The organism is Kitasatospora putterlickiae (assembly GCF_039527695.1).
GTDB lineage: Bacteria > Actinomycetota > Actinomycetes > Streptomycetales > Streptomycetaceae > Kitasatospora > Kitasatospora putterlickiae.
In genome coordinates, this window is sequence record NZ_BAAAKJ010000234.1 from 1 (window position 1) to 6,952 (window position 6,952).

The 6,952-nt window shown below is 74.3% G+C and carries 7 protein-coding genes; 2 read left to right on the plus strand and 5 right to left on the minus strand.

The window, feature by feature from the left end:
* The 3 genes from ABD308_RS23340 to ABD308_RS23350 form a co-directional block, all read right to left on the minus strand.
* Window positions 1-613, minus strand: a 613-nt coding sequence (locus ABD308_RS23340; RefSeq protein WP_344338222.1) for an NADH-quinone oxidoreductase subunit C, incomplete at its 3' end; no start/stop codon positions are given.
* Window positions 610-1,287 carry an NADH-quinone oxidoreductase subunit B gene (locus tag ABD308_RS23345; protein ID WP_344338224.1) on the minus strand — a complete coding sequence of 226 codons (678 nt, stop codon included), beginning with the start codon at window positions 1,285-1,287 and terminating at the stop codon, window positions 610-612. The genes ABD308_RS23340 and ABD308_RS23345, both read right to left, overlap by 4 nt.
* Window positions 1,278-1,694 (minus strand): NADH-quinone oxidoreductase subunit A, encoded by a 417-nt coding sequence (locus ABD308_RS23350; RefSeq protein WP_344338226.1) that lies wholly within the window; start codon window positions 1,692-1,694, stop codon window positions 1,278-1,280. Before ABD308_RS23350 ends, ABD308_RS23345 begins: the two co-directional genes overlap by 10 nt.
* 282 nt (window positions 1,695-1,976) lie before the next feature.
* Here ABD308_RS23350 and ABD308_RS23355 point away from each other — a divergent pair, with 282 nt between their 5' ends.
* Window positions 1,977-3,167 (plus strand): sensor histidine kinase, encoded by a 1,191-nt coding sequence (locus ABD308_RS23355; protein ID WP_344338237.1) that lies wholly within the window; start codon window positions 1,977-1,979, stop codon window positions 3,165-3,167.
* Between the two features lie 126 nt (window positions 3,168-3,293).
* Here ABD308_RS23355 and ABD308_RS23360 read toward each other — a convergent pair whose 3' ends face one another.
* Window positions 3,294-4,412 (minus strand): S1C family serine protease, encoded by a 1,119-nt coding sequence (locus ABD308_RS23360; protein WP_425554834.1) that lies wholly within the window; start codon window positions 4,410-4,412, stop codon window positions 3,294-3,296.
* Window positions 4,413-4,594: 182 nt separating this feature from the next.
* On the opposite strand from ABD308_RS23360, the gene galE reads away from it, so the two are divergent.
* Window positions 4,595-5,578 (plus strand): UDP-glucose 4-epimerase GalE, encoded by a 984-nt coding sequence (gene galE, locus ABD308_RS23365; RefSeq protein WP_344338228.1) that lies wholly within the window; start codon window positions 4,595-4,597, stop codon window positions 5,576-5,578.
* Between the two features lie 46 nt (window positions 5,579-5,624).
* Here galE and ABD308_RS23370 read toward each other — a convergent pair.
* On the minus strand, window positions 5,625-6,952 hold a 1,328-nt coding region (locus tag ABD308_RS23370), incomplete at its 5' end, for an outer membrane protein assembly factor BamB family protein (protein ID WP_344338229.1).

The following is a 6,952-nucleotide window of genomic DNA, read 5'->3' on the forward strand; positions in this document are numbered from 1 at the left end:
CACCGGCCGCGCGGGCGGCCCGCGCCGGCCGCTCGGCGACCGGCGGCAGGGTGCCCTTGAGCGGCCCCCACTCGTTCGGGTCCGGCACACCGGCCGGCTGCATCTTGCGCCGCGCCGGCCCGTCGCCGTGGTCGGACTCGCCCGGCTCCTTGGCGCCCGGCCAGGCCTTGGCGACCCGCGCCGCGAGCACGAACTCCTTGCGCAGCGGGTGCCCCTCGAAGCCGTCCGGCAGCAGCAGGGTGATCAGGTGGGGGTGCCCGGGGAAGTCGATGCCGAACATCTCGTGCGTCTCGCGCTCGTGCCAGGCGGCCCCGGCGTACACCGGGACGGCGGTCGGCAGCGCGGCCGCGTCGCGCGGCACCCGGGTGCGCAGCGCCAGGTGGCGCACGCCCGGGGCGTCGACGGCGGCGAGGTGGGCGACCACCGAGAAGCCGTCGGCGAGCTCGTCGACGGCGCTGAGCCAGTCGAAGAAGGTGAGGCCCAGGGTGTCCCGGGCCGCGGTGAGCGCCTCGGTCCAGTGCTCCGCCGGCACGTCGACGGTGATCAGCCCGTACGCCTCGGCGCCGGTCGCCCACTCCCCGACCGACGCCGCGTACTGCTCGGCCGTGGTCACGAGACCCCTCCCTCGACGGAACCGGCGGCGGAACCGGTACCGGTACCCGCAGCCGGCCCGGCCACCGGCGGACGCCGCAGCGCCGCCGCGGGCGCGGTGTAGCGGCCGGGCAGCGACTCGGCGGCGATCTTCTCCTGGAGCTTGAGGATGCCCTGGAGCAGCGCCTCCGGGCGGGGCGGGCACCCGGGCACGTAGACGTCGACCGGGATGATCTGGTCGACGCCCTTGGTCACGGAGTAGGAGTCCCAGTAGGGACCGCCGGAGTTCGAGCAGGCGCCGAAGGAGATGACGTACTTCGGCTCGGGCATCTGCTCGTAGAGGCGCTTGACGGCGGGCGCCATCTTGTCGGTCACCGTCCCCGAGACGATCATCAGATCGGCCTGCCGGGGACCGGGCGCGAACGGGATGACGCCCATCCGGATGAAGTCGTGCTTGGCCATCGAGGCCGCGATGAACTCGATCGCGCAGCAGGCCAGGCCGAAGTTGAAGCACCAGAGGCTGTAGCGCCGTCCCCAGTTGAGGACGACCTTCACCGGGTCCGGCGCGAGCCGGGCCAGCGGGCCGATGCCGCGCCGCTCGACGGCGGCGCCGGGGCTCGACGGGTCCGGCACGCCCAGCGGAACCGGGCCTCCGGAGGCGCCGTGCCCGTGCGAGTGGGTGTGCGTCACGTCCATTCCAGAACGCCCTTCTTCCAGGCGTAGAGCAGTCCGACCGCGAGGAAGCCGATGAAGACGAACATCTCGACCAGCGTCCCGGCGCCGTACCCGGCGGAGGCGAAGACGGTCGCCCACGGGAACAGGTAGATCGCGTCGACCGCGAAGATCACGTACAGGAAGGCGTAGACGTAGTAGCGGACCTGGGTGTGCGCCCAGTCCCCGCCCACCGGGTCCACGCCGCACTCGTAGGCGAGGAGCTTCTCCGGCGAGTACACCACCGGCCGCAACAGGCGGTTCGCGGTGAACGCCACCGTCACGAAGAGCACACCGACGACGGCGAGCAGGCCCATCGCGGCGTACGCGTCGAAGTAGCCGCTGCCGGCCGCCGGGTCGGCCGCGACCGAAGCCGCCCGCTGCCCCACCATGCCCTCGCCTCCACATCGGCCGCGGCACCCGCCCTCGGGGCGGTCCCGCGACGTTCCTTACGCGCTCATCACCATCGCCAGTGCGTGAGTCTAAGTGCACGGCACCGGTGCGCCGTATCCTGCCCGATCCGCAAGACACCCGGTGGACACCCGGTGCGCCGGGAGGGTGGGGATAACCCCCGCCCGGGGAGACGTATCACCCCCATGGCCTCACCTGCCCAGGAGCGGTCAAGCTAGTCGCACAGTTCGACCGGAAAAGGACGGTAGACCGAGATGAAGCCAATGGACGGCACGGCCGAGGGCGCCGGGCGCACCCCGCTGTACGGCGCGCGGATGTGGCGGCAGGTCGGACAGCTGCTGCTGAACCTGCCGCTCGGGATCGCCGGCTTCGTCTTCACGATCGTCACGCTCTCGGTCGGCCTCGCCCTGTCGGTCACCGTGATCGGCCTGCCGCTGCTCGCCGCCGGACTGGCCGGCTGCCGGTCGATGAGCGGCTTCGCCCGCCGCCGGGCCCGGTCGCTGTACGACTCCGAGGTGCACGAGCCGGAGCCGGTGCAGCGCCGCCGCCCGGGCCTCACCGGTTTCGCGATCGCCCACCTGACCGACGCGCTCTCGTGGCGCGCGGCCCTCTACAACGTGCTGATGCTGCCCTGGGGCGTGCTGTGCTTCGGGCTGACCCTGATCTTCGTGCTGGTCGGCTGGCCGGTCCTGCCCTGGGCGGTGCGCGCCCAGTCGGCGGTGGACCGGATGCTGGTGGAGACCCTGCTCTACCCGGGCGCGCTGTCCGAGCGGGTCCGCGAACTGGAGGACGACCGCGGCACCGTGGTCGACACCGCCGCCGCCGACCTGCGCCGGATCGAGCGCGACCTGCACGACGGCGCCCAGGCCCGGCTGGTGGCGCTGGCGATGGACCTCGGCATGGCCAAGGAGCGGCTGCGCGAGACCGAGACGCCGGACGACGTGGCGGCCGCCGCGAAGATGGTCGACAACGCCCACGGCGAGGTGAAGCTGGCCCTGCAGGAGCTGCGGGACCTGGCCCGGGGCATCCACCCGGCGGTGCTCACCGACCGCGGTCTGGACGCGGCGCTCTCCTCGGTGGCGGCGCGCTGCACGGTGCCGGAGGGGGTCAAGGTGCACGTCGACCTGAAGGCCGGGGACGGCAGCGACGACCGGCCGGACTCGGCGGTGGAGGGCATCGCCTACTTCACGGTCAGCGAGCTGCTGACGAACATCTCCAAGCACTCCGGCGCCCGCTCCGCCACGGTGGACGTCTGGCGGGCCGACGACCAGCTGATGCTGCTGGTCCAGGACAACGGCAAGGGCGGCGCGGCCCCCTACCCGGGCAGCGGCCTGGCCGGGCTGGCCGAGCGGATCCGCGCGGTGGACGGGGTGTTCCTGGTGGAGAGCCCGGAAGGCGGACCGACCACGGTGACCGTCGAGCTCCCCTGGCGGACCCGCGTCGCCCGCCGCTGAAGGCCGGCCGGGACGACGCCCGGACGGCGCCCGGCTCTCGTCCCGGACGCCGGGCGGCTCCGCGAACCCTTGCGCGGTCGTGCGGGCCGCCCGCCGTCCGGGGGCTGGTGGGGCACCCGGCCCGGGCTAGGGCGTCTCCAGGGTGCCGAGGGTGACATCGGCGGTGCTGCTCCGGCCGTCCCGGCTGTAGGTGACGGCCACCCCGCTGCCCGGCGCCAGCGAGGCCAGCGCGGTGGTGAGCGAGTTCAGCGAGTCCACCGGGGTGTCGCCGATCCTGGTGATCACGTCGCCGACCTGGAGGCCCGCCGAGGCGGCCGGGCCGTCCGGCGCGACGGCGACCACCACCGCGCCGGCCGGGCGGAAGTTCTGGTCGAAGTAGGTCCGGGCGGTGATGCCGAGGGCGGCCCGGCCCGAGTTGGTGACCTTGCCGTCCTTGATCAGCTGATCGGCGATGCTGGTCACGGTGGACGCCGGGATGGCGAAGCCGATGCCCGGGGCGGCGGCGCCGCTGGAATCCGGCTCGGTGGCGGCCAGCGTGTTGATGCCGATCACCTCACCGTTCAGGTTGACCAGCGCGCCGCCGCTGTTGCCGGGGTTGATCGCGGCCGAGGTCTGCACCATGTTGCCGATGACGGCGCCCGGGGAGCCCGGGGTCCCCGGCTCGGAGACGGTCCGGCCGGTGGCCGAGACGATGCCCTGGGTGACGCTGCTGGAGAGCCCCAGCGGGCTGCCCATGGCGAGCGTGATCTGGCCCAGGTCGACCTCGGTGGAGTCCCCGAAGGTGGCCGGCTTGAGGCCGTCCGGCGGACTGCCGAGCCTGATCACCGCGAGGTCGGACTCCGGGTAGCCGGCGACCAGGGTGGCGTCCAGCGGCTTGGTGCTGCCGGCCAGCGTGACGGTGAAGGTGGTGGCGGTACCGACCACGTGGGCGTTGGTGACGATGTCGCCCTTGTCGTCGTAGACGATCCCGGAGCCGAGGCCGCTCGCGGTGGTGATCTGCACCACCGAGGGCAGCACGTCCTTGATCACCCGCTGGTAGTCGGACTGGAGCTGGTTGGCGCCGCCCGGCTGGGTGGCGCCGGCGGTGGGGGCGGTCGGGGAGCCGTTCGCCGGCGAGGACGAGTCCGAGGACGAGCCGCCGCTGCACCCGGTCAGCACGAGCGCGGCCAGCGCGGCGACCGCGCCCGGCGCGAGCGGCCGACCGCCGAAGGCCCCGGGCCGGGTCTGGCGCGGTCCGGCCGGAATCGGACGAGTGGGCTCCTGCTTGCGGTTCACCGTGACGGCCTCCGGATTCCTCGGCGCGGCCACGACGGGCCGCTCGGACGCGACGCAGAGATCTTTGTCAGCATTTCACCGAAATGTCCGAATCCACCGCCGCGACGCGCCCGCGCCACCGGCGCGAAATCCCCACGGCCTAGGATTCGGCCATGACTTGGTTGATCACCGGCGGTGCCGGTTACATCGGCGGGCACGTCGTTCAGCAGCTCCTCGACGCGGGCGAGCGCGTGGCCGTTCTGGACGACCTGAGCACTGGCGACCGGACCCGGCTGCCCGAGGGGGTCGCCCTGGTCGAGGGGTCGACCCTGGACCGGACCGCGCTGGACGCGGCCATCCGCGAACACCAGGTGGAGGGCATCCTGCACTTCGCCGCCAAGAAGCAGGTGGGCGAGTCGGTCGAGCAGCCCTTCCTGTACTACCGCGAGAACATGATCGGCCTCCAGACCGTCCTGGAGGCCGCGGCCGAGGGCGGCGTCAAGCGCTTCCTCTTCTCCTCCTCGGCGGCCGTCTACGGCATGCCCGACGTCGACCTGGTGACCGAGTCGACCCCGTGCGCGCCGATGAGCCCGTACGGCGAGACCAAGCTGGCCGGCGAGTGGCTGGTGGCCGCGGCCGGCAAGGCGTACGGGATGTCCACCGTCGCCCTGCGCTACTTCAACGTGGCCGGCGCCGCCTCGCCGGAGCTCTCCGACGCCGGTGTGTTCAACCTGATCCCGATGGTCTTCGAGCGGCTCACCGCCGGTCAGGCCCCGCGGGTCTTCGGTGACGACTACCCCACGCCGGACGGCACCTGCGTGCGCGACTTCATCCACGTCTCCGACATCGCCTCGGCCCACGTGGCCGCGGCGCGGCGGCTGGCGGCCGACCCGGCCGGGGAGACCTCCCTGGTGCTGAACATCGGCCGCGGCGAGGGCGTCAGCGTCCGGGAGATGCTGGACGTGATCGGCAAGGTGACCGGGTACGACACCACCCCCGAGATCACCCCGCGCCGCCCCGGCGACCCGGCCCGGGTGGTCGCCTCGGCCGATCTGATCCACCGCGAGCTGGGCTGGACCGCCCGGCACGGGGTCGAGTCCATGGTGGACTCGGCCTGGGAGGGCTGGTGCAGCCGCCACCCGGAGGCCCGCAAGTAGCGCGCCCGCGGCGGGGGCCCCGGGCTCCCGCCGCCCGCTCCCGGGGTCAGTGCGAGGGCACCGCCGTGCCGTAGAAGGCGTCCAGCGCGTAGACGCAGCGGTCCTTGCTCCCGACGAAGACCTTCCCGCCGACCGCCACCGGCGAGCCGGTCAGCTCGCCCTTGGTGCCCAGCTCCCAGCGCAGCTGGCCGCTGGCCAGGTCCACGGTGTGCAGCGAGTGGTCCCGGCTGCCGAGGTGGACCAGCCCGTCCGCGACCGCCGGGGAGCCGACGATCTCGCCGCGCGCGGTGTACCGCCAGCGCTCCCGGCCGCCGCCCGCCTCGAACGCGTAGAGCGTCTCGCCGCTGCCGACCAGCACCATGCCGTCCCCGACCACCACCGGCTCGGCGCCCTGCCGGGTGCCGGTGACCGCGCGCCAGCGGTCCCGGCCGGTGGCCGCGTCCAGCGCGTACACCGTGCCGAGGTAGTCGGCGACGTAGACCGCGTCGGCGTCCAGCGCCGGCGGGGTGAACAGCACCACCGGGGCCTCGAACCGCCAGCGCTCGGCGCCGCTCGCCGCGTCCAGCGCGTACACCCGGGTGCCGGCCGTCACGTAGAGCACGCCGGAGCGCTCGACCGGGCGGGACGGCACGTCCTCGCCGACCGGGACCGACCAGCGCAGGCCGGCGCCGCGCGGGTCCACGCAGCGCAGCCGCCCGCCGCCGTAGTAGTACGCCGCGCCGCCGACCAGGGCGGGGCCGGACTGCGGGTTCTCGAAGTCCTGCTGGGCGTCGTCGGCGCGCCACAGCTCGGCGCCGGTGGCCGCCGAGCGCAGCTGGACGCCGCCGCCCCGGACGCCGCAGCAGAGCACGCCCTCGGCCGCGTCCAGCGAGTACACCCAGCCGTCCAGCGAGTGCCTCCAGCGCTCGGTGCCGTCCGCGACGTCGACCGTGTACAGGTGCGGGCCGTCGGCCGCGTGCACCCGCCCGGCGTCCACGGCGAGCGCCCAGGCGACGTCCCGGGTCTTGTAGCGGCGCTGCCCGGACGCGATGTCCAGGGCGTGCACCTCGAAGCTGGAGACGAACAGGGTGCCGTCGGCGACCAGCGGGGTGCCCCAGACGTCGTTGGACATCCGGAACCGCCAGGGGCGCCAGCGGGCGGCCGGGGGCGGGGTGATCCGCCGGACCCAGTCGGTCTCGGCGGGCGGCGCGCCCGGGCCGGCCTGCTCGGCGCGCGGCCCCGGCCCTATCCGGACCGAGGCGCCGGGCAGCCGCACCTCGTCGCCCTCGTCGACGGCCGGCCGGCGGTGCCGGCTGGGCGCGGCCAGCTTCTCGGTGGCGGCCTCGGTGTCCGGCCCGGGCGGGCGGCTGTGCACCGGCCCGGCGACCGCCCGGG

What these genes read in the sequence shown, in the direction of transcription:
- ABD308_RS23345 (WP_344338224.1), bottom strand. Translation starts at nt 1,287, where the DNA reads ATGGACGTGACGCACACCCACTCGCACGGGCACGGCGCCTCCGGAGGC.
- ABD308_RS23350 (WP_344338226.1), bottom strand. Translation starts at nt 1,694, where the DNA reads ATGGTGGGGCAGCGGGCGGCTTCGGTCGCGGCCGACCCGGCGGCCGGC.
- ABD308_RS23355 (WP_344338237.1), top strand. Translation starts at nt 1,977, where the DNA reads ATGGACGGCACGGCCGAGGGCGCCGGGCGCACCCCGCTGTACGGCGCG.
- galE (WP_344338228.1), top strand. Translation starts at nt 4,595, where the DNA reads ATGACTTGGTTGATCACCGGCGGTGCCGGTTACATCGGCGGGCACGTC.